Origin of the sequence: Herbaspirillum sp. WKF16 (assembly GCF_028993615.1) — a bacterium.
Taxonomy (GTDB): domain Bacteria; phylum Pseudomonadota; class Gammaproteobacteria; order Burkholderiales; family Burkholderiaceae_D; genus Herbaspirillum.
Window position 1 is genome coordinate 3,076,402 of the sequence record NZ_CP118632.1, and the last position, 20,297, is coordinate 3,096,698.

Genomic DNA, 20,297 nt, shown 5'->3' on the forward strand with positions numbered 1-20,297 from the left:
GCGCCGGCAATAAAAAACGCCGGATCCGTCCGGCGTTTTTTATTGGTCGCTTGCTGCCCGCCCCCTCGGCGAAAAGGTCATCGGCACGGCAGCCTGAGTTTGCGGTCAAATCATCTACAATACAAAGTTTCGTCCATACAGAACCCCATCCATGCGTCGTCCCGCCAAACGTTCTTCTTCCAAGCTTTCCGCCGATAGCCAGCATCTGGTCACCTTCGCGCAGGCCATCGCGCAAGCCTCCAGCCGGCTCGAGGAGCGGGCCTGGCTCAAGCCGCTGGACGCCCTGCTCAACAAGCTGCTGCGCACCGGCCACCAACCCTTGATCGATGCTGCCCTGGATCACCTGTTCAAGGCCGACCTGGACGCCTATGACGTGCTGATCGAAGCGGTGGAGGCCGGCAGCGAATCCACCACGCTGGAGGTCGACGGCGCCGAGTACGATGTGCAGTTGCTGGTGCTGCCGGTGCTGGCCTGGACCCGTTTCGCCATCGGCTCGGGCAATATCGCCGCGGACATGCAGAACGCCGTCGCCGCCCACCTGCACGCGCACGTGCTGGCCAAGGATGCCAAACTGGCGCTGGCCCCCACCTTGTTCGCCATCGAGCAGCTGCCGCGCTACCACACCGAGGTCTTCGCGCTGACGCGCCAGATGGGCCAGGCCGCGCTGAAGAACACCCCGGTGCAGTTGCGCGGGGAGCAGCAGCCCTCCGCGGCCTTCCTGGCCGACACCCGCTATGTGATCGCGGCGGTGGTCGTGCCGACCGGCACGGCCCTCTTCCACTGGCAGGAAAGCGAGCAGCAGGGCCACTTCTCGAGCAACAAGACGGCCGCATTCGATGCCTGGAAGCAGCAAGTCACGCCGCTCTTCACGCGCATGCTGCCCGGCTGCAGCGTCGAGCTGCTGTTGCCGCAGGCCTATTATTTCGGCTGCCGCGAGGCTGACAAGCGCATCCGCCCGGCCTCGATCCGCGCCGCCGATTACTTCCTCACGCAGACGCTGGACATTTCCTCGTCCGAGCTGCACGCCAGCATCGGCGGCTTCTCGGAAGATATCAACGGACAGGTCGACGAATACCGCATCGGTTTTTCCATCGGCGGCGATCCCACCGTCGTCTATGGCACGGTCTGGCCGCTCTATGAGCAGGAAAGCGGCGAAGACATGCCGCTGCTGCCGGCTGACGCCGGCCTGATGGAGTCCCTGCATCCCAGCCCGCTGCAAGAGATCCTGACCGTGCTGCGCGAATGCGGCATCGTGCATATCAAGCACCATGCCGAGCGCTTCACGATGGAGTTCTGCGATGACTGCGGCGCGCCCCTGTTCCCGGATCGCGAGGGCGAACTGGTGCACGCCGAAATGCCGGAAGACACGCCTCCCGCGGCGGAGCATTTCCACTGAGCGGGCCTGCGAACGGCCAATAAAAAAGGCATCCGCCATGACGGCGGATGCCTTTTCCTTTTCTGTATCGGGCGCTTGGGCTCAAGCCCGCGCCCGTTTTTCCCGAATAAGGCTGTGACGCCCCACCCGGCCTTCGTCTCCTCCGAATCCGGAAGTGCCGGGGCCGGAAGCCCCTGTCAGGCCGCCAGCTTTTCGATCAGGCCCATTTCGGCGCTGGACATCAGCTTGTCGATGTCCACCAGGATCAGCATGCGCTGTTCCAGGGTGCCCAGGCCGATCAGGTAGTCGGAGTCGAACGTGGTGCCCATTTCCGGGGCCGGCTTGATCTGTTCCTGGGTCAGGGTGATCACGTCGGACACGCTGTCGACCACCATGCCGACCACACGGCCGCCGATGTTCAGGATGATGACAACGGTGAACTGGTCGTAGGTCGGCTCGCCCAGCTGGAACTTGATGCGCATGTCGACGATGGGCACGATGATGCCGCGCAGGTTGACCACGCCCTTGATGAACTCAGGGGAATTCGCGATGCGCGTCACGGCTTCATAGCCGCGGATTTCCTGGACTTTCAGAATATCGATGCCGTATTCTTCCTTGCCCAGGGTGAAGGCAAGAAACTCGTTCCCGTTGCTGTCGGTCTTTTCGCCGAAGCCGGAAAGATTCTTGGATGCAGTGTCAGACATGTTGAGGCCCTTTAAAAATCAGGAAAATACAGATTCGTCATTCAATTGGCGGCTGGAGCGCAGCAAGGCTGCCACATCAACAATCAAGGCGACGCCGCCGTCACCCAGAATGGTAGCACCTGAAATGCCGGCTACCTTGCGATAATTCGATTCGAGGTTTTTCACCACAATCTGTTGCTGGCCGATCAAGTCGTCCACGAACAGCGCCGCCTTCTTGCCATCGGACTCCAGGATCACCACCAGCCCCTGCGAAGGGTCGGTGAACGAGGGAGTGATGTTGAAAATCTGATAAAGCGGTATCAACGGCAGGTATTCGCCACGAACCCGCAGCACCTGGCCTTGGCCGCTGATTTCCTTGATATCTTGCGCCATCGGCTGCAAAGATTCAACCACATATCCCAGCGGCAATATATACACCTCTTCGCCGATGCGGATCGACATGCCGTCCAGGATGGCCAGCGTCAACGGCAGCGAGATCGAGATCGTGGTGCCGAAGCCCTTGCTGGAGCGGATATCCACCACGCCGCCCATGGCCAGGATGTTGCGCTTGACCACATCCATGCCCACGCCGCGGCCCGACACGTCGGTCACCTGCTCGGCGGTGGAGAAGCCCGGTTCGAAGATCAGTTGCCAGACATCGGCGTCGCTGATGTTGTCCGACACCGGCATGCCCTGCAACTTGGCCTTGGCCAGGATCTTGTCGCGGTTCAAGCCGCCGCCGTCGTCGGTGACTTCGATGATGATGTTGCCGCCCTGGTGCTCGGCCGACAACGACAGCGTGCCGGCCTCGCTCTTGCCGGCCTCGCGCCGCGCGTCGGGCAGCTCGATGCCGTGGTCGATGCTGTTGCGCACCAGGTGGGTCAGCGGATCGACGATGCGCTCGATCAGGCCCTTGTCCAGCTCGGTGGCGGCGCCGTGGGTGACGAACTCGACCTGCTTGCCCAGCTTGTGCGCCAGGTCGCGCACCATGCGCGGGAAGCGCGAGAAGACGTAGTCCATCGGCATCATGCGGATCGACATCACCGACTCTTGCAGGTCGCGCGTGTTGCGGCTCAGCTGGCTGACGCTGTTCAACAGGTGTTCGTGCATCATCGGGTCGAGCTTGCCGACCCGCTGCTCGATCATGGCTTGCGTGATGACCAGCTCGCCGACCAGGTTGATCAGCTGGTCGACCTTCTCGACGCTGACGCGGATGGACGACGACTCATGGCCGGCTGCCGCGGCGGCAGCGCCCTTGGCGGCCTTCTTTTCTGCCGCGGCATGTTCGGTGACAGGCAGCGGCGCCTCATCGGGATGATGATGCTCCGTCTCGGACTCGGCCTTCTTGGCCTTGATGTCGAGCGGCACGAAGGGCGCGAAGAAGCCGTAGCCCTGCTCGCGCTCCTTGTCTTCGATCGTCGTGTGGTTATCGAGGAAGCCGTAACCCTGGATGCGCTCGCGCTGCTCCTGGGTCGTGAAATTGTCGAAGAAGCCGTAGCCCTGCTCCTCTTCCTTGGCGTGGACCGGTTCAACGGCTTGCGAAATCTTGAGATCGGCGACGTTGACGATGAAGGCGCAGATGGCGACCACGTCATCGATCGGTTCGGCGGTATCGAGGATGAACACCCAGCGCCCTTCGGGCGACTTGGACTTCTCGATCTTGCCCAGCATGGCCAGCTCGTCGGAGAGCGCCTCGGCATCCTTGTCGGTGATCTCCGGCATCTCGATGCGGTAACGCTGTACTCCGCCGGGCGCCGCAGCCGGGGTCGCCGGGTGGGCAGCGGGCGAGGATTTCGCCGGAGCGGAGCTCTTGCCTTCGGACAGCGACTGCAGCAGCATGCGCACGTCGCCGACCGCATCCTGGTCGACTTCCGCGCCGTGCTTGTGGCCGTCCAGCATGGATTTGAGCACGTCCTTGGCCGCCAGGAAGGCGTCCACGTGCTCGGCGGTCAGCGCCATCTGGCCCTGGCGAATACGGTCCAGCAAGGACTCCAGCACGTGCGTGACGCCGGCGATGTCGCTCAGGCCGAACGTGGAGGAGCCGCCTTTGATCGAATGGGCGGCGCGGAAGATCGCGTTCAGATCCTCAGAATCCGGCGCGGCCACATTGACGGCCAACAACAGCTTTTCCATCTCGGCGAGCCCTTCCTCGGCCTCGTCGAAGAAGACCTGGAAAAACTGGCTCATATCAATGCTCATGCCTGGGCTCCGTCATGAATGCGGTACGTGTCGTCGTTGTCGTTGTTGTTGTGGATCAGCCGATCACTTTTTTGACGACTTCGGTCAGGCGCTGCGGATCGAACGGCTTGACCAGCCAGCCGTTGGCGCCGGCCGCCTTGCCCTTGGCCTTCATCTCGTCGCTGAACTCGGTGGTCAGCATCAGGATGGGCACCCGCGCATAACTGGTCAACTCGCGCAGGGAGCGGATCAAGGTCAGGCCATCCATGCGCGGCATGTTCTGGTCGGTCAACACCAGATCGAAGGTTTGCGACTTGGCCTTTTCCAGCGCATCCACGCCGTCGACCGCTTCCGTGACGTTGTAACCCGCAGCCTTCAGGCTAAAAACCACCATCTGACGCAGCGATCCGGAATCATCTACCGCGAGAATCGTTTTAGACATTGTTACTCCCTGTTTCTTCAATATGGCTGCAATCGCAAATACCGGATTATGCCGCACCAGCGCCTTCGGCCGCACTGTCCCGGGCATGCCGGAATGACCTAGTTCAATCTTGTTTCACTCTGCCGCCCTCCCGGCAGGCGCGCCCGGCTAGAACAACTCGATGTCGCCGCTTTCCATGCGGGTCTGGCGCACGGCTTTCCACAAGCCCGTGTCCAGCACGTTGAGGCGCTCCTCGATGGCGTGCACGGTGGCCGACAGCAGCTTTTCCAGTTCCTCGTCGCTCTGCCCCTGCTCGGGAACGATCTCGAAGCTGTTGGCGCTGAGCACGCCGAGCGCTTCGCGCAGGCCGATCACTCGACGCACGATACGCTCCAGCAGCTGGCTGGTCATGTCCTGGAATTGCAGGCCGGTCACGGCCGCATTGACGTGCTGGCTGACTTCGCTCTGGGTGGCCTTGAGCTTTTCTATGCTCTCGACGTCCAGCGTGCCCTGGCCGTTCATCAGCGCCTCGAGGATCACCTGCTGCTCCTGCACCGACCGGTGCAGGTCCATGAAACTGTTGCCCAGCTTGCCGATAGCCTCGCCCAGCAGGATGTTGGTCTGGACCAGGTCCGACTCCACTTCCGTCAATTGGCGGCTGCCGCCGCTTGCCGTGTCGAGCAGCAAGCGCTTGAGCTCATGCAGCATTGTCTTGGTCGGCATATCCGGCTCTCTTCCCGTGATCAATTAAAACAACGTCGGCGTCAATTCTTCGCCGGAGCGCTCAGGCCTTCCTGAACGTCGCCATCGCTGGCGTCGGTCGGAACGTTGAGCGAGCCGCTATCCTTCTCCACCAGCTCCTCGGCCTTCTTGTTCATCACGATGATGCTGATGCGGCGATTGATGGGATTGAACGGATCTTCCTTGTCCAGCAGCACGGCGGACGACAGGCCCACCACGCGCAATACCTTGGATTCGTCCATGCCGCCCAGGATCAGCTCCCGGCGCGAGGCGTTGGCGCGATCGGCCGACAATTCCCAGTTGCTGTAACCGCGCTCGCCGCTCGAATACGGCGTGGCGTCGGTGTGGCCCGAGAGGCTGATCCGGTTGGGCACGTCGTTGAGCGTGCGGCCGATCTCATGCAGGATGTCCCGGGTGTAGGGCTGCAGCTGCGCGCTGGCCAGGGCGAACATCGGACGGTTCTTCTCGTCGACGATCTGGATGCGCAAGCCTTCGGAGGTGATGTCGATAAGCAGCTGGTTCTTGAACTGCTTGAGCGTGGGATTGGAATCGATCGCCTTTTCCAGGCGCGACTTGAGGTCTTCCAGGCGGCTGCGCTCGGCGCGTTCAAGCTCTTGCTGCGCCTGCTTCAAGGTCTGCTTGCGAGTGACGGTATCGTTTTCGCCCTTGCGCAGCTGGCCGTCCTGGCGGGTAAGATCCTTGCCGCCGCCGGGAATCACGGTGTTGGCGTCGCCGCTGCCGGAGCCGCCGGCCATGGCGACCTTCAGCGGGGTCTTGAAGTATTCCGCGATGCCGTTGAGATCGCCCTTGGCGGTCGAACCCAGCAGCCACATCAGCAGGAAGAACGCCATCATCGCGGTCACGAAGTCGGCGTACGCGATCTTCCAGGCGCCGCCGTGGTGACCGCCGCCGCCCTTCTTGATCCGTTTAACAATAATGGGACGTAGCCCTTCGTCGGCCATGCCTCTACTCCTGCTTCAATACTCTGGTTGCTGTGGAATCGATATGTACTTCGGGTCCGATCGCCTTATTTGCTCTTGGCCTGCTTCACGTGCTCTTCCAGTTCGAGGAAGGTCGGGCGTTCGGTCGAGAACAGGACCTTGCGGCCGAATTCGATCGACAGCGCCGGCGCATAGCCATTCAGGCTGGCCAACAGGGTAACCTTGACGCATTGGTAGATCTTGGTCGATTCGTGCAACTTCTGCTCCAGCAGGCTCGACAGCGGGCCCACGAAGCCGTACGCCAGCAGAATACCGAGGAAGGTACCGACCAGCGCGTGCGCGATCAGCATACCCAGTTCCGAAGGCGGGATGCCCACCGATTCCATGGTGTGCACCACGCCCATCACCGCCGCCACGATACCGAACGCCGGCATGCCGTCGCCCAGCTTGGCAATGCAGTGCACCGGAATCTCGCCCTCGTGGTGGTGCGTCTCGATTTCGTTGTCCATCAGGTTTTCGATCTGGAACGCATCCATGTTGCCCGACACCATCAGGCGCAGGTAGTCGGTCATGAATTCGATCAGGTGATGGTCGGCCAGCACGCCGGGGTACTTGCTGAAGATCGGGCTGTTCTCAGGCTCTTCGATGTCGCCTTCGATCGACATCAGGCCCTCTTTGCGCGACTTGGTCAGAATCTCGAACAACAGCGCCATCAGCTCCATGTACAGCGCCTTGGTGTACACCGAGCCCTTGAAGACGCTCGGCATGGCTTTCATGGTGGCCTTGATGGCCTTGTTGTTGTTGCCGACAAGGAAAGCGCCAAGCGCGGCGCCGCCGATCATCAGCAGTTCAAGTGGCTGAAACAGCGCCCCCAGGTGGCCGCCCGACATTGCGAATCCGCCGAAGACGGAGAAGCAGACCACGACATATCCAATTATGACTAACAAGTGCCTACTCCCGTCCCAGTGGCGTTGAGTGTATTTTCACGTTCGTCAGATTACATGTATTCCAATCAAGCAAATGGGGGAATACATATCCGAAAAACGCCCTTCCTTTTCGATTTACGGCTGAATTTGCGCAAACTTAATACGTAGCGTCTCGCCGTATCCACTTTCGCTACATGCGCCATCCATGCAGCACCGGGCCGCCCCCCTCGGGCTGGATCACGATGTCCGGAGGCGCCTCCGGGATATGGAACTCATAACTGAGCAGCAGTGAGCCGCCGCGCATCTCGGCCCTGGCCTTGCGCCACAGCGCCGCCATGGCGGCCGGGGACAGATAGGCGAACACCACGTCGTAGTCGGCAAAGTCCAGCAGCAGGTAGTCGCCGCGCACGAAGCGGCAGCGGTTGCCGTTCATGGCCGCCCTCACCCGGCTTACCAGCCAGGGCAGCGGCGCGATCTCGATGCCGATGAATTCACTCTCGGGCCGGCGGCGGGCCAGGTTGAGCACGGCGCCGCCCAGGCCGCTGCCGATATCCATGAAGCGGATCGGCCTCCCCTGCGGCAACAACCCGGCCACCGCATCCCAGGCCGGCTGGCCGGACGGGTAGAACGGCACCTGGCTGCGGAAGGTGGACCAGAACAGCACCAGCAGGAACAGGAAGACGGCCAGGAACAGCCAGGAAGGCAGGTGCAACTGCCCCACGCCCAGGGCTGCCGCGGGAAACACCAGCAGGATGAACCACCACCACGCCGCCATGCGGCGCAGGCGCGCCAGCAGCGCGGCGATCACGCCGTGCAGCAGCGAAGTCTGGAACGGGGAAAAGGGAGACAGGCCTGCGCGCTGCGCCAAGACATCCAGCACGTTGGCGCCGACCAGGCCGATGAAGAAGAGGAACAGCGCCTGCACCGCAGGCGCCTGCAGCAGCGGCCTGCGGCGGGCGCCCGGATCATTCTGGTGTTCTGACATCTATGCGAGCGGCCCCATGCTGATGAATGCGTACGCCGCCGCAAAAAAATGCGTCAATCCTCAGGCCACGGCGGCCAGCGGCGCCGAAACGGCCACCGGCATCAGCGCGGACTCGGACATGGCGACCACGACGGCATCCTTGGCCTTCTTGGTCTTGCCGGCGCGCGAGGGCATGTGGCACAGGCCGCACATGTAATCCTGGTGCAGGTCCAGGCGATGCACGACGTAATGGCCGTTGCACTTGCAGCAGGGCGTGGTCATCAGCATCTTGCTTTCGAAGAAGCGCACCAGGGTCCAGGCGCGGGTCAACGACAGCACCGGCTCACCCGAGTCCGAATGGCCAACCTGCTCGAGGTAGAGCTTGTAGGCCTTCATCACGGCTTCGATGCCGGAGATGCGGGCGTATTCCACCAGATACTTGTGGATATTGATGAACAGCGAAGAATGGATGTTGGGCTGCCAGGTGATGAACCAGTCCGTGGAGAACGGCAGCATGCCCTTGGGCGGAGAAACGCCCTTCAATTCCTTGTAGAGCTTCAGCAGGCGCTCGCGCGACAGCGAAGTTTCCGATTCCAGCAGCTGGAGGCGCGCCCCCAGATTGATCAGCTCTATGGCCAACTGAATTTCCTGCGCCTCTGTGACAACGCTTTTCTTAGCCATGTTACTACCCCCGATGATTTCGTAACGATTCTGCCTGACCCCATCCTCGCCACTTGTTTTCAGGGCGAGGCATCAGGCTTCAAACTTCCAAGACCAACTTATGTGCTACTCAACGTCTTCCCCACCGGCGCGTTGACTGACTAACGCGATGCGCCGGTCCTGCTCGTCTTGTTGTTTTACGAAATTTGTTCGCTGGGCTGACAAGCCATCAGGATGGCCGCATGCGACTGGGCCAGGCTTTTGTCCTTGTTGTAGTTCGTCAGCATGCCGAGAATGGCGCCATCGTCGAAGCGAAAGCGCGTCAGCATCATATTGGTGGCCGCCAACTTCATGATCTGCGCATTGGAGAGACCTTCGATCAGGTCCGCGATCTCGGCGCTGATGCCGAGCCGGAAAATCGCCGTCGGCTTGTCGGAGCGGATCATCTGCTGCGCCAGCATCAGATAGCTCAGATTGGCGTCTCGAATTTCCGCCATCATGTCGTTGGTATTCATTTGCACCCCGCCTCAAAAGAGAACTGCTTACAGTCAGTTACATTTACTTGACTGCAAGCCAATTCTGAGGGGGGGGAGAAAGGCGGGAAATTAGACTTGGTCGGTATTTTTCGTCAGAGACGCCACCGGGCCTCTTGTAGGTCTTTGTCTGACAAAAATCGGGGATTATTTCCTTATCGACAAGTATGCCGATAAGGAAGTCTGACTACAGAAGACTTTCGAGGCCGTAATCAAACTTCTAACAAAAAATATTTCCGCAACGAAATCGCGCCAGAAAATTGCAAAACACCCAATAAAAGCATATGTAAATTATTTGCATATGCCCGTCTTATGTTGCTTGCCAACGACTAGCTCATCAGCGCAGCCCATAAGCCTTTGTTGCCTGCAATGTAGTTTTGTTCTCGATGCGACGGCTGAAACTTGCATCTTTTTACAAAGGCTTACACTGTTTTCGCAACAGGATGATGACAAGCTTCATTGTAGAACTGCTGCGCTGGCAATAAAGCCGCAAACAGAAGGCAACATTTCCTTCAATTCAATTGCCGACAAGTAAATCGCGGAACATGTCGCCTTCCCGGCCTACATCCTGCCCATGGCTTGCTCGATGTCCCGAATCAGGTCTTCGGGCGACTCCAGGCCGATGTTGAAGCGCACCAGCTGCCCCTCCCTCATCCAGGCGCGCCGCATGCCGCGCATACGGTACGGCACGCACAGGCTGTGCGCCCCACCCCAGCTGTAGCCGATCTTGAACAGGCGCAGGCTGTCGACGAAGCGGTCGGTCTGCTCTTCGCTGAAGCGCGGGTCGACGATCACGGAGAACAGGCCGCCGGCGCCGGTGAAGTCGCGCTTCCAGAATTCATGCCCGGGGCAATCCTCGAAGGCCGGGTGCAGCACGGCGACGATCTCCGGACGCTGCTTGAGCCATGCCGCCACCTGGCGCGCGGCGGCGTCATGCGCTTCGAAGCGCAGCTTCATGGAAGACAGGCTGCGCAACACGAGATAGACGTCGTCCATACCCACGCCGAAGCCCAGCCGCATGTGCGCCAGTTCCAGCTTCTCGTTCAAGCCCTGGTCGCGCACGATCACCGCGCCCATCAGCACGTCGGAGCCGCCCGACTGGTATTTGGTGACCGCCTGCATGACGATGTCCACGCCATGCTCGAAGGCCTTGAAGGCCAGCCCCGCGGCCCAGGTATTGTCGATCGCCACCAGCACGCCCTTTTCATGCGCGGCGCGGCACAAGGCCGGAATATCAGGCACCTCCATCGACACGGACCCCGGCGCCTCAGTCCACACCAGGCGCGTATTGGGCAGGATCAGGTCGGCGATGCCGGCCCCGATCATCGGGTCGTAGAAACGCGCGGTGATGTTGAAGTCGCGCTCCAGCCACTGGCCGAGATCCTTGCTGGGGCCGTAGACGTTATCCGGCAGCAGCACATCGTCGCCGGTCTTGAGGAAGGCGAAGTTGACCATGGCGATCGCCGCCAGGCCGCTGGGCGTCACGCGGCAATAATTGCCGCCCTCGATCTCGGCCAGCCGCGCCTCCAGCACGAAGCTGGTCGGCGTTCCGTGCAGGCCGTAGGTGTAGCCCAGCTTTTCGCGCCAGTCGCGCGAGCGCATCGCCTCGACGTTGGGGAACAGCACGGTGGAAGCATGGTGAATGCCGACCGGGAATGCCTCGAAGCCGTCAGGGGCACGATATTGGCTGTGGATCAGGGAGGTCTGCGGGGTAGTGTTTTGTTCTGACACGAATCTGCCTTTGGAAACTGGGACGCGCGGCGGCGAGGAGCGCTGACCTCATGCGAAACTGCTTGCCGCAGAAAAACCTCACTATACGCAAAGAGCAAGCCGCGCGCAGCGTCCGGTCGCGCGATAAAAGTGAAAACGGCGGCCAAGCGGCCGCCGGGGAATGCAGGAACATGCCGCCGCGGCGGCGTTCATGGATCAGGGAATCTGCAACGAGAACGGCTTGTTCACCGAGCCATCGGCGTTGGACCAGGTGCCGGTGATCGCATTGCCTTGGCGGCGCCCATCCCACTGGCCGGAAACGTCGCGGCCATTGACCGACTCTTCCATCAGCAGGCTGTCGCCTTCGACCTCGCCGGCCACCATGATCTCCGGCGAACCGCCAAAAAAGAAATAGCGCCCCTCCAGCCCGTCTTCGTTCTTCTTGGGTTGCAGCGACAGCTGGATCGGCCGGCCATCGATTTCGCCACGCAGCACCATGGCGTGCGTCATGAGGTCCTGCTGCAGCGTGGCCGCGCCTGAGGCGCCCAGCAAGAACAGCAAGGGCGCGGCGACCAGAGCGCGCCGGATCAGCAGCATCGACGACGACATCACTCGGCGGCGCCCCACAGGTCGTGGGCATCGGCCGCGGTGATGCGCACGTCGACGAACTGGCCGACAGCCAGCTTGCGATGCGGCTCGAACGGCGGCTTGACGTAGACCACGCCGTCGATTTCCGGCGCATCCGAATAGGTGCGACCGATGCCGCCGCTGCGATCCACCTCGTCGATCAGCACACGCAGGGTCTTGCCGACCTTGGCCTGCAGGCGCTTCTTGGAGATCTCTTCCTGCAGCTGCATCACGCGTGCGCGGCGCTCCTCGCGCACTTCTTCCGGCACCGGGTTGGCGATCTCATTGGCGGTCGCCCCTTCCACCGGCGAGTAGGCGAAACAACCCAGGCGGTCGATCTCGGCTTCCTTCAGGAAGTCCAGCAGGTATTCGAACTCAGCCTCGGTCTCGCCCGGGAAGCCGGCGATGAAGGTCGAGCGGATCGTCAGGTCCGGGCACATGGCGCGCCAGGCCTGGATGCGCTCGATGTTCTTCTCGCCGCTGGCCGGGCGCTTCATGCGCTTGAGCACATCCGGATGGGCGTGCTGGAGCGGCACGTCCAGGTAAGGCAGCACCAGGCCCTCGGCCATCATCGGGATGACCTGGTCCACGTGCGGGTACGGGTAGACGTAGTGCAGGCGCACCCAGGCGCCGTACTGCGCGGCCAGTTCGCCCAGCGCGCCCACCAGTTGGGTCATGTGGGTCTTGACCGGCTTGCCGTTCCAGAAGCCGGTGCGGAACTTGACGTCCACGCCATAGGCGCTGGTGTCCTGCGAAATCACCAGCAATTCCTTGACGCCGGCCTTGAACAGGTTCTCGGCCTCCAGCATGACGTCGGCGATCGGGCGCGACACCAGGTCGCCGCGCATCGACGGGATGATGCAGAAGCTGCAGCGATGGTTGCAGCCCTCGGAAATCTTCAGGTAGGCGAAATGCTTGGGCGTGAGCTTCACGCCCTGCGGCGGCAGCAGATCGAGGAACGGCGCGTGCGGCTTGGGCAGGTGCTTGTGCACCGCCTGCATCACCTCACCCACGGCGTGCGGGCCGGTCACTTCCAGCACCTTGGGGTGGATCTTCTGGATGATGTCGTCGCCGTCGGCATCCTTTTTGGCGCCCAGGCAGCCGGTCACGATGACCTTGCCGTTTTCGTTGAGCGCCTCGCCGATGGCGTCCAGCGACTCCTGCACCGCGGCATCGATGAAGCCGCAGGTATTCACGATGACCAGGTCGGCGCCGTCATAGGACTTGGCGGTGTCGTAGCCCTCGGCGCGCAGTTGGGTCAGGATCTGCTCGGAATCGACCAGCGCCTTGGGGCAGCCGAGAGAGACGAAACCGACCTTGGGCAGGACCGGGGTGTTGGGAGCGGATGGATTGGACATGGGAGGCTGGCTAGGAAAACGGTGAAGAACGCTGGCGAAAGCGGAAAAATGCTTTAAAAATCAGGGCAGTATTGTACATCGTCCGGCATTGAAGCTGCCAATTTGCCGCCGCGACGTGTCTGCGATGCGCGACTGCGGCGCATCGGCGACGCCCGGCGCCAAAAACAAAATGCCGCCCGGCAAGTACCGGGCGGCATTCGCATCAGTCGCGGGGACGGCTTACTTCTTCTGGTCCGGCGGATTGCCGAAAGGGAAAGTGCCGAACATGTTCTTGGTCTGGCTTTGCATCTGCTCCTGCATCTGGATGAACAGGTTCTTGCTCTGCTCGATGTAGTTGCTCATCATGCCCTGCATCATCGGCCCCTGGACGTTCATGAACTGGGTCCACATCTCAGGGCTGAACGGCTTGCCTTCGTAAAAGCCCTTGGAATTCTCTGCCAGCTTGTTCTGGATGTCGATGAAGGTCTGGATGTTCTTTTCCAGGTAGTTGCCCATCATGCCCTGCATCGCGTGACCGTAGTAGCGGATGATCTGCGACAGCGCCGCGCTGGAGAACATCGGCACGCCGTGCGACTCTTCCTCCAGGATGATTTGCAACAGGATGCTGCGGGTCAGGTCGTCGCCGCTCTTGGCGTCGACCACGGTGAATTCTTCATTGTCCAGCACCAGCTGCTTGACGTCGGTCAAGGTGATGTAGGAACTGGTCTGGGTATCGTAAAGACGGCGGTTGGGATACTTCTTGATCAAGCGCTCAGCCGAATTTTTTGCATTAGTCATCTGAAGTCCAGTCTCTCTTTTCCAGCCGCTTTCGATGATGCGGCCATTGTTTGCAGCGATTGCGGGCCGCTTCAGTTACGGCTCCCAGCCCGCAGACGTCCGGGACATTCTGCTGTCCTCTCACTTACCTCGTTTTTCTTTTACTTGCCTTGCCCTGCTCCGTGCCGGCCATTCCGGCACGCCGCCGCCCCTGGTTTTTGCAGGGCAGCATGCGGGACATTATAGGGGGGAAAGAGCGGCAGCGGGCAAGCCAATATTGCGATGCGAAGAACAAAGCTCCGCCAGCGATGCGGCAATCGGAAACAGCCATTCCGTTCGCCGCATTCCTTGCGCGAACGAAGCCTGGCGGCTTCGCCCGCCGCAAGCGCCGTCAGCCCATGTACAGGCCGCCGTTCAGCGAGAAGTCGGAACCGGTGGCGTAGCCGCCTTCGTCGGATGCGATCCAGGCGACGATGGAAGCGATTTCTTCCGGCTCGCCCAGGCGCTTGACCGGGATGCCCGAGACGATCTTCTCCAGCACTTCCGGCCTGATCGCGCGCACCATGTCGGTACCGATATAGCCGGGCGAGACGGTGTTGACGGTCACGCCCTTGGTCGCCACTTCCTGCGCCAGCGCCATGGTGAAGCCGTGGATGCCGGCCTTGGCGGTGGAGTAGTTGGTCTGCCCGAACTGCCCCTTCTGGCCGTTGACCGACGAGATGTTGACGATGCGCCCGAAGCCGCGCTCCACCATGCCGTCGATGACCTGCTTGGTGACGTTGAACAGCGAGTTCAGGTTGGTGTCGATGACGGCGTCCCAGTCGGCCTTGCTCATCTTGCGGAACTGGCCGTCGCGGGTGATGCCGGCGTTGTTGACCAGCACGTCGACCTCGCCGATCTCGGCGCGGACCTTCTCGAAGGCGGCCCTGGTCGATTCCCAGTCGGACACGTTGCCTTCGGAAGCGTGGATGTCGAAGCCCTGCTCGCGCATGGTCGCCAGCCACTTGTCCTTGCGCGAGGAATTCGGGCCGCAGCCCGCCACGACGGTGTAGCCATCCTTGCACAGACGCGTGCAAATACTGGTTCCGATGCCACCCATGCCGCCGGTCACATATGCGATACGCTTGCTCATTGTCCTGCCTCCTAGTGTGGATGGTTATTGGGGTACTGCATGTCTCCCCCTTCTCGCGTGTGCTTTGCGTTCGCATTTGCCGGCGCTTCCCGCCGGCCGCATCCCTCTTCGTTGTCGCTGCCGGATTCTTTGTCCGGCTTGATCGACCTGTTTTCCGAAATCAGATGATCTTGTCGGCCTTGGCCTTGACGTAGCGGCCGGGCGCCGGCTCGATGTGCTTGTACCTGGATGAGCCGGCAGCCTTCGGCGCCGCCGCCTTGCGGCCGCCATGCTTGGCCAGGAAGGAGGCCCACTCGGTCCACCAGCTGCCGGGATGCTCCGTCGCCTTGGCGAACCAGGCGTCGGGGTCGGCTTCCAGCTTGTCGTTGGTCCAGTAGTTGCGCTTGTTCTTGGATGCCGGATTGATGACCCCGGCAATGTGGCCCGATGCGCCCAGCACGAAACGGTTGTTGGAACGCTTGCCCGCGTTGATCAGCGCCACCGAGGCATAGGCCGACTTCCAGGGCACGATGTGATCCTCGCGCGAGGCGTAGATGAAGGCCGGTGCAGTGATCTTGCGCAGGTCGATCTTCTCGCCGGCCACGACGAGGCGCCCCGGATCCTTCAGCGCGTTCTCCAGGTACATGTGGCGCAGGTAATAGCAGAACATCGGCCCCGGCAAATTGGTGCTGTCGGCGTTCCAGTAGAGCAGGTCGAAAGCGGTCGGCGCCTCGCCCTTCAGGTAATTGGACTCGACGTAGTTCCACAGCAGGTCGTTGGGACGCAGGCTGGAGAAGGCGCTGGAAAAATCGCGCCCGGCCATCAGGCCGCGCTTGCCTATCATTTGCTCGCGCATGGCCAGCTGCATCTCGTCGATGTAGACGTCGATGGCGCCGGTGTCGACGAAGTCGAGGAAGGTGGTCAGCAGCGTCAGGCTGGAGACGGGATCCTCGCCGCGCGCGGCCAGCAGCGCCAGCGCGCAGGACAGGATGGTGCCGCCCACGCAGAAGCCCAGCGCATTGATCTGCGGCTGCTTGCTGACTTCCTGCACGATGTGGATGGCCTTGACCACGGCGTCGTCGACGTACTGGTCCCAGGTGGCGCCATCAACGGAGGCGTCGGCATTGCGCCAGGAGATCAGGAACACCGTATGCCCCTGCTCCACCGTGTAGCGCACCAGCGAATTCTGCGGCTGCAGGTCGAGGATGTAGAACTTGTTGATGCAAGGCGGCACGATCAGCAGCGGCACCGCATGCACGGTCTTGGTCAGCGGCGCGTACTGGATCAGCTGGAACAGCTCGTTCTCGTAGATCACCGATCCTTCGCTGGCGCCGACATCGCGGCCCACCTCGAAGGCGCTTTCATCGGTCTGCGAAACGTGCCCCTTCTGCAGGTCGGCCAGCAGTTGCGCGATGCCCTTGGTCAGGCTCTCGCCGCGCGTCTCGATGATCTTCTGCTGCGCCACCGGATTGGTTGCCAGGAAGTTGGCGGGCGACATCGCATCGATCATTTGCTGCACCGCAAAACGCAACCGGTGACGCACCTTGTCGGTGCCTTGCACGGCGTCGGCCAGCGACAGCATGAAGCGGGAATTCAACTGATAGGCGGCCGCCTGAAACGCGAAGTAGGGATTTTCCTGCCAGGCCGGCGCCGACAGGCGGCGGTCGGTGATGGCCGGCGCCTTGGAGGCTGCCATCGATTGCCAGAGTTCGGAGAACTGCTGCGCGTAGTCCTGCTGGATGCGGCCCAGCTCGGCGGGATCCAGCGAGGCGCCCATCTCGCCCAGCTGCCGGGCCAGGGAGGACGGGTCGAACTGTCCGCCGCCGGGAGGCAAGCCCATGCCCGGGAAGCCCTGCAGCTGAGGTTGGAATTGTTGGAATTGGGACTGCAGTGAGGTCCAGAACTTCGGGTCGGACATCTGCGCCAGCCATGCGGATACATCGGGAGAGGGTTGCTGCGGATTCTGCTTGTTCATGCTCGGATCTGCAATTTTCGCGTATCGTTACGGTTTGTCTCGACGCTCCCGCATCACCATGTACATCGTCGCTATCGCATGGCTCTACGTCGTCTTCATGATGTCGATCACCGAACAATCCGCAGTCGCCGGAGTGACTACGTTCCTGCTGTACGGCGTATTTCCCTTGACCATTGTTTTATACCTGATGGGTACGCCGCAACGCAAGCGGAATCGACAAAAGCAGGAAAAAATGAAGGCCGCCCGCAAGGAAGAGCCGGCAACTGAAGGCTCGGCAAAACGCGAGCAGGACAGCAACGAATCCTGAGCCGGACTTACCCGAAAGAGCGATGGCGACCAACGCCGCCGATGCACCGCGAATGTGATTGCGCCGACCCGGCGCGGCCCGGGTTGCGCGGCGCACCAAACGCACCGGCGGCGAATGGTGATCTTCAGCGGGGTCGGATGCGCGCCACCTGGATGCGGCGATAGCGCCCCCTCAGGGCCGCCAGCATGTCGCGCAATACCGCGCTGCCGCGCCACGGCGGCGAGACATAAGCCATGCGTAACTGCAGCGCGCCGCAACGTAACTCGCAGTCAAGCATGCCGATCATGCAACCATCCACATAGGCATAGACATGGACCTCGTTCTGCGGCTGCAGGCGAGGCCCTTCGATCTTCCATCCGCAGGCGTCCATCGCCTACCCCGCGATGTGCGACGCCAGGTGCAGGCCCAGCAGCAGCAACCCGGCGAAGAAACAGCGGCGGAAGGTCTGCGCCTTGACCCGGGCGCGCACCCAGGTGCCCACGCCCATGCCCAGCAGCGCCGGCAACAGCACTATCGCAGAGGCCCCGGCCACCTGGCCGCCGAAGGCGCCGCCCTGCCCCAGGTTGATCGCCAGCGCGGCGGTGGACACCGTGAACGACAGGCCCAGCGCCTGGATCAACTCATCGCGCTCCAGGTTCAAGGCCTGCAGGTAAGGCACGGCCGGAATCACGAACACGCCGGTGGCCGCCGTCACCAGGCCAGTCGCCAGGCCGACGACCGGCGACCACCACTTTTCCTGCCCCGCCGGCACCGAGAACTTGAACGATGCCAGGCCCGCCACGGCGTAGAGCACCAGCGCCACGCCCAGCGCGACGATGGCGCGCCGGCCGCCGTCGGCGCCCATGAAGCCGCTGCCGGCCAGCGTACCGACCACGATCCCGGCCAGCATGCCCGACAAGCGCCGCGCCAGCGCCAGGAACGCGCCGCCGGCCAGGAGCTGCCATACGTTCGTCACCATCGAAGGCACGATCAGCAACGCGGCCGCCTGCACCGGCGACATCACCAGGCTGAGCAGGCCTACGGCCACGGTCGGCAGGCCCAGGCCGATGACGCCCTTGACGAAGCCGGCCAGCAGGAACACCGCGAGACAAGCCGCCAGCACGGCGGCATTCATGTCCATGAATGAGAGCAAGGATTGCATGATGGGAACCGGAGAGGCGGCCTGCGCCGAATTGAGAGTGTTCCCAGTCTGCCAGCGCTCGCCGCGCCTGAAAATGTGGAATACACTTACCCAGCCTTCGGCTTGAACGAAGGCTCAACCCTTCTGCGCCCTGCCCGACATGAGCAACCGATTCGAACTTTCCGACCTGCGCCTGTTCCTGCACATCGTGGAAACCGGCAGCATCACCGCCGGCGCCGCCCGTTCGCACATGGCGCTGGCCTCGGCCAGCGCGCGCATCCGCAATATGGAGGACGCGCTGGGCGCGGCGCTGCTGGAGCGCGGCCGGCGCGGCGTCCAGACTACAGACGCCGGCCGCGCGCTGGCGCACCATGCGCGCATGATGGCGCAGCAGATGGAGCAGCTGCGCGATGAGCTGGGCCAGTATGCGCAAGGCCTCAAGGGCCACATCCGGCTGCTGTGCAATACCTCGGCGATGACCGAGTTCCTGCCCGAGGTGCTGGCCAACTTCCTCGCGCGCCATCCGCACACAGATATCGAACTGGAAGAAAAACTAAGTTATGAGGTGGTGCAATCGGTGGTCGACGGCGTGGCCGACGTCGGCATCATCGCCGACTCCACCGATAGCGGGCCGCTGCAGACCTTCCCGTTCCGCCAGGACCACCTGGTGGCGGTGCTGGCCAGGCGCCATCCGCTGGCCAAGCGCAAATCGCTGGGCTTCGGCGAACTGCTGGGCGAGGACTTCATCGGTCTCTCCGGCGACAGCGCCTTGCAGCAACACCTGTCGGGCCACGCCACCCGCGCCGGCAAGCGGCTGCAGTACCGCGTGCGCCTGCGCAGCTTCGACGGCATCTGCCGCATGGTGGAGCGGCAGGTCGGCGTGGCCGTGATTCCGGAAACCGCGGCCCACACCTGCGCCGCCCACATGGAGATCCGCGCGGTGCCGCTGTCGGACGCCTGGAGCCGCCGCCAGCTGCTGATCTGCGTGCGCGGCCTGGACGGCATGCCTGGACATACGCGCGAACTGATCCAGGCCTTGCAGGCGCATCCCCGGCAACACCCCGTCACATCCGGATGACGGACGGACAGGCAAAAAAAATGGCGGCCCCCGGGGCCGCCATTCACGACTGGATCGGTAAGCCGCCGTCGGCTACTTGAGCCAGATCAGCGAAGCCATGCGCCCGGTCGTCTTGTCGCGCCGATAAGAGTAGAAGCGCGTATCGGCAACCGTGCACAAGCCGCCGCCGGCGACATCCTCGACACCGACGGCCGCCAGGCGCTGGCGCGCCAGCAGGTAGATGTCGGCCAGGAATTTCCCTGGCCGGCCTTCGTAAGGCCGAAAGGCCGCAGCCGCCGCGTTTGCATGCTGCACGAAAGCCTCGCGCACCTCGCCTCCGACCTCGAAGCGCTCGGCGCCGATGGCCGGCCCCAGCCAGGCCATGATGTCCAGGGCTCCGCGCGCGCGCATGGCGGCCACGGTGTTCTCCAGCACGCCCGCCGCCAGGCCGCGCCAGCCGGCGTGAGCCGCGCCGACCACGGCGCCGGCGCGGTCGCAGAACAGCACCGGCAGGCAATCGGCGGTCATCATCACGCACACTGCGCCGGGGGTGCTGCTGATTGCGCCGTCGGCCTGCGCCTGCGCGGGCAAGGCAGCCGCATCCAGCACCGCGGTGCCGTGCACCTGCGTGAGCCAGCCCGGCTCCTGCGGCAGCAAGCGACGCAGCAGCGCGCGGTTGCCCGCCACCAGCGCCGGATCATCCTCCACATGGGCGCCCAGGTTCAGGCCCGGTCCGCCGCGGCCGTCGCCATACGGCGCCGGGCTCAAGCCGCCGGCGCGCAGCGTGGTCAACGCCCCGATGTTGGCCGGCGCACTCCATTGGGGAATCAGCAATTCCATGGGTGACCCATCAA

Annotated in this window: 21 protein-coding genes; 3 read left to right on the top strand and 18 right to left on the bottom strand. The window is 62.6% G+C overall.

The genetic code is table 11. The features are described 5' to 3' along the window. The first annotated feature begins 151 nt into the window (after positions 1 to 151). Complete coding sequence (locus tag Herbaro_RS13930; RefSeq protein ID WP_275010225.1) at positions 152 to 1,396, top strand: DUF2863 family protein; 1,245 nt, start codon at positions 152 to 154, stop codon at positions 1,394 to 1,396. A 176-nt stretch (positions 1,397 to 1,572) separates the two neighbouring features. Here Herbaro_RS13930 and Herbaro_RS13935 read toward each other — a convergent pair whose 3' ends face one another. From Herbaro_RS13935 to phaC, 15 genes are all read right to left on the bottom strand, one after another. Next, complete coding sequence (locus Herbaro_RS13935; protein ID WP_275010226.1) at positions 1,573 to 2,079, bottom strand: chemotaxis protein CheW; 507 nt, start codon at positions 2,077 to 2,079, stop codon at positions 1,573 to 1,575. Positions 2,080 to 2,097: 18 nt separating this feature from the next. Further along, the gene (gene cheA, locus Herbaro_RS13940) at positions 2,098 to 4,257 is read right to left on the bottom strand and encodes a chemotaxis protein CheA (protein WP_275010227.1); all 2,160 of its coding nucleotides are present in this window, start codon (positions 4,255 to 4,257) and stop codon (positions 2,098 to 2,100) included. A gap of 55 nt (positions 4,258 to 4,312) precedes the next feature. After that, positions 4,313 to 4,678, bottom strand: a complete 366-nt coding sequence (locus Herbaro_RS13945; RefSeq protein WP_275014021.1) for a response regulator — start codon at positions 4,676 to 4,678, stop codon at positions 4,313 to 4,315. Positions 4,679 to 4,825: 147 nt separating this feature from the next. Continuing rightward, complete coding sequence (locus Herbaro_RS13950; protein WP_275010228.1) at positions 4,826 to 5,380, bottom strand: chemotaxis protein; 555 nt, start codon at positions 5,378 to 5,380, stop codon at positions 4,826 to 4,828. A gap of 41 nt (positions 5,381 to 5,421) precedes the next feature. Then, positions 5,422 to 6,360 (bottom strand): flagellar motor protein MotB, encoded by a 939-nt coding sequence (gene motB, locus Herbaro_RS13955; protein ID WP_275010229.1) that lies wholly within the window; start codon positions 6,358 to 6,360, stop codon positions 5,422 to 5,424. 65 nt (positions 6,361 to 6,425) lie between these two features. Further along, positions 6,426 to 7,286: a flagellar motor stator protein MotA gene (motA, locus tag Herbaro_RS13960; RefSeq protein WP_275010230.1), complete on the bottom strand. Its 861-nt coding sequence runs from the start codon at positions 7,284 to 7,286 to the stop codon at positions 6,426 to 6,428. A gap of 169 nt (positions 7,287 to 7,455) precedes the next feature. Further along, positions 7,456 to 8,250 carry a class I SAM-dependent methyltransferase gene (locus tag Herbaro_RS13965; protein WP_275010231.1) on the bottom strand — a complete coding sequence of 265 codons (795 nt, stop codon included), beginning with the start codon at positions 8,248 to 8,250 and terminating at the stop codon, positions 7,456 to 7,458. A 60-nt stretch (positions 8,251 to 8,310) separates the two neighbouring features. Then, positions 8,311 to 8,910, bottom strand: coding sequence for a flagellar transcriptional regulator FlhC (gene flhC / locus Herbaro_RS13970; RefSeq protein ID WP_275010232.1), 600 nt, complete (start codon positions 8,908 to 8,910; stop codon positions 8,311 to 8,313). Positions 8,911 to 9,086: 176 nt separating this feature from the next. Further along, the gene (gene flhD, locus Herbaro_RS13975; protein WP_017451773.1) at positions 9,087 to 9,404 is read right to left on the bottom strand and encodes a flagellar transcriptional regulator FlhD; all 318 of its coding nucleotides are present in this window, start codon (positions 9,402 to 9,404) and stop codon (positions 9,087 to 9,089) included. A 579-nt stretch (positions 9,405 to 9,983) separates the two neighbouring features. After that, positions 9,984 to 11,153, bottom strand: coding sequence for a cystathionine beta-lyase (locus Herbaro_RS13980; protein ID WP_275010233.1), 1,170 nt, complete (start codon positions 11,151 to 11,153; stop codon positions 9,984 to 9,986). Positions 11,154 to 11,348: 195 nt separating this feature from the next. Beyond that, on the bottom strand, positions 11,349 to 11,741 hold the full coding sequence (locus tag Herbaro_RS13985) for a hypothetical protein (protein ID WP_275010234.1): 393 nt from the start codon (positions 11,739 to 11,741) through the stop codon (positions 11,349 to 11,351). Further along, positions 11,741 to 13,117, bottom strand: a complete 1,377-nt coding sequence (rimO, locus tag Herbaro_RS13990) for a 30S ribosomal protein S12 methylthiotransferase RimO (RefSeq protein ID WP_275010235.1) — start codon at positions 13,115 to 13,117, stop codon at positions 11,741 to 11,743. The genes Herbaro_RS13985 and rimO overlap by 1 nt, the downstream gene beginning before the upstream one ends. Positions 13,118 to 13,336: 219 nt before the next feature. Continuing rightward, positions 13,337 to 13,894: a polyhydroxyalkanoate synthesis repressor PhaR gene (gene phaR, locus Herbaro_RS13995; protein WP_275010236.1), complete on the bottom strand. Its 558-nt coding sequence runs from the start codon at positions 13,892 to 13,894 to the stop codon at positions 13,337 to 13,339. Positions 13,895 to 14,264: 370 nt separating this feature from the next. Further along, a complete protein-coding gene (locus Herbaro_RS14000; protein WP_275010237.1) occupies positions 14,265 to 15,005 on the bottom strand; it encodes a 3-ketoacyl-ACP reductase in 741 nt (246 codons plus the stop codon). Positions 15,006 to 15,165: 160 nt separating this feature from the next. Continuing rightward, the gene (gene phaC / locus Herbaro_RS14005) at positions 15,166 to 16,959 is read right to left on the bottom strand and encodes a class I poly(R)-hydroxyalkanoic acid synthase (protein ID WP_275010238.1); all 1,794 of its coding nucleotides are present in this window, start codon (positions 16,957 to 16,959) and stop codon (positions 15,166 to 15,168) included. Positions 16,960 to 17,017: 58 nt separating this feature from the next. Here phaC and Herbaro_RS14010 point away from each other — a divergent pair, with 58 nt between their 5' ends. After that, on the top strand, positions 17,018 to 17,266 hold the full coding sequence (locus Herbaro_RS14010; RefSeq protein WP_275014022.1) for a hypothetical protein: 249 nt from the start codon (positions 17,018 to 17,020) through the stop codon (positions 17,264 to 17,266). Between the two features lie 124 nt (positions 17,267 to 17,390). On the opposite strand, the gene Herbaro_RS14015 is transcribed toward Herbaro_RS14010, so the two are convergent. Together Herbaro_RS14015 and Herbaro_RS14020 are read right to left on the bottom strand one after the other, a co-directional pair. After that, complete coding sequence (locus Herbaro_RS14015; RefSeq protein WP_275010239.1) at positions 17,391 to 17,636, bottom strand: hypothetical protein; 246 nt, start codon at positions 17,634 to 17,636, stop codon at positions 17,391 to 17,393. 3 nt (positions 17,637 to 17,639) lie between these two features. Continuing rightward, complete coding sequence (locus tag Herbaro_RS14020; protein WP_275010240.1) at positions 17,640 to 18,407, bottom strand: sulfite exporter TauE/SafE family protein; 768 nt, start codon at positions 18,405 to 18,407, stop codon at positions 17,640 to 17,642. A gap of 139 nt (positions 18,408 to 18,546) precedes the next feature. Here Herbaro_RS14020 and Herbaro_RS14025 point away from each other — a divergent pair, with 139 nt between their 5' ends. Further along, on the top strand, positions 18,547 to 19,464 hold the full coding sequence (locus Herbaro_RS14025) for a LysR substrate-binding domain-containing protein (RefSeq protein ID WP_275010241.1): 918 nt from the start codon (positions 18,547 to 18,549) through the stop codon (positions 19,462 to 19,464). 72 nt (positions 19,465 to 19,536) lie between these two features. On the opposite strand, the gene pgeF is transcribed toward Herbaro_RS14025, so the two are convergent. After that, positions 19,537 to 20,283 carry a peptidoglycan editing factor PgeF gene (gene pgeF / locus Herbaro_RS14030; protein WP_275010242.1) on the bottom strand — a complete coding sequence of 249 codons (747 nt, stop codon included), beginning with the start codon at positions 20,281 to 20,283 and terminating at the stop codon, positions 19,537 to 19,539. Positions 20,284 to 20,297 lie beyond the last annotated feature (14 nt).